We start from the raw sequence: 345 nt of genomic DNA on the forward strand, positions 1-345 counted from the left end.
ATGCGACCTGTGTCAGTACTTCGTACGGCGTTTCGGTTCCGGCCGTGAGCGTGCCCGTTGTGGACACGCTCACGGCATCCGTCCGAGCGCAAATCCCGCTATCAGGACGATGGAACTGTAGCCCAGGATGCGAAAGGCCGTCTCCAGGTTGTACCGTCTGGTCATGGCCGTGGCCTGGCTCTCGATGGCGCCCCTTAATCCTTTCGTCATATCCGCAGTGATCGCGAGGAGTTTTTTCTCGACCAGCTTTTCGTTGATGGTGCGCAGCGTGTGCACGGCTTCAATCCCGTCGCGCAACTGCTCGCGGATGACCACGGTATCGTCGGCGAGTGCCCTGCGCTGCTG

The 345-nt window shown here is 60.6% G+C and carries 1 pseudogene; it reads right to left on the minus strand.

What is annotated here, in order from left to right:
• Positions 1 to 69: 69 nt before the first annotated feature.
• A pseudogene (locus B7449_RS17350) lies at positions 70 to 345 on the minus strand (hypothetical protein); the annotation flags it as partial.

This window comes from Komagataeibacter intermedius TF2, assembly GCF_000964425.1.
In the GTDB taxonomy this organism is placed as follows: Bacteria; Pseudomonadota; Alphaproteobacteria; order Acetobacterales; family Acetobacteraceae; genus Komagataeibacter; species Komagataeibacter intermedius.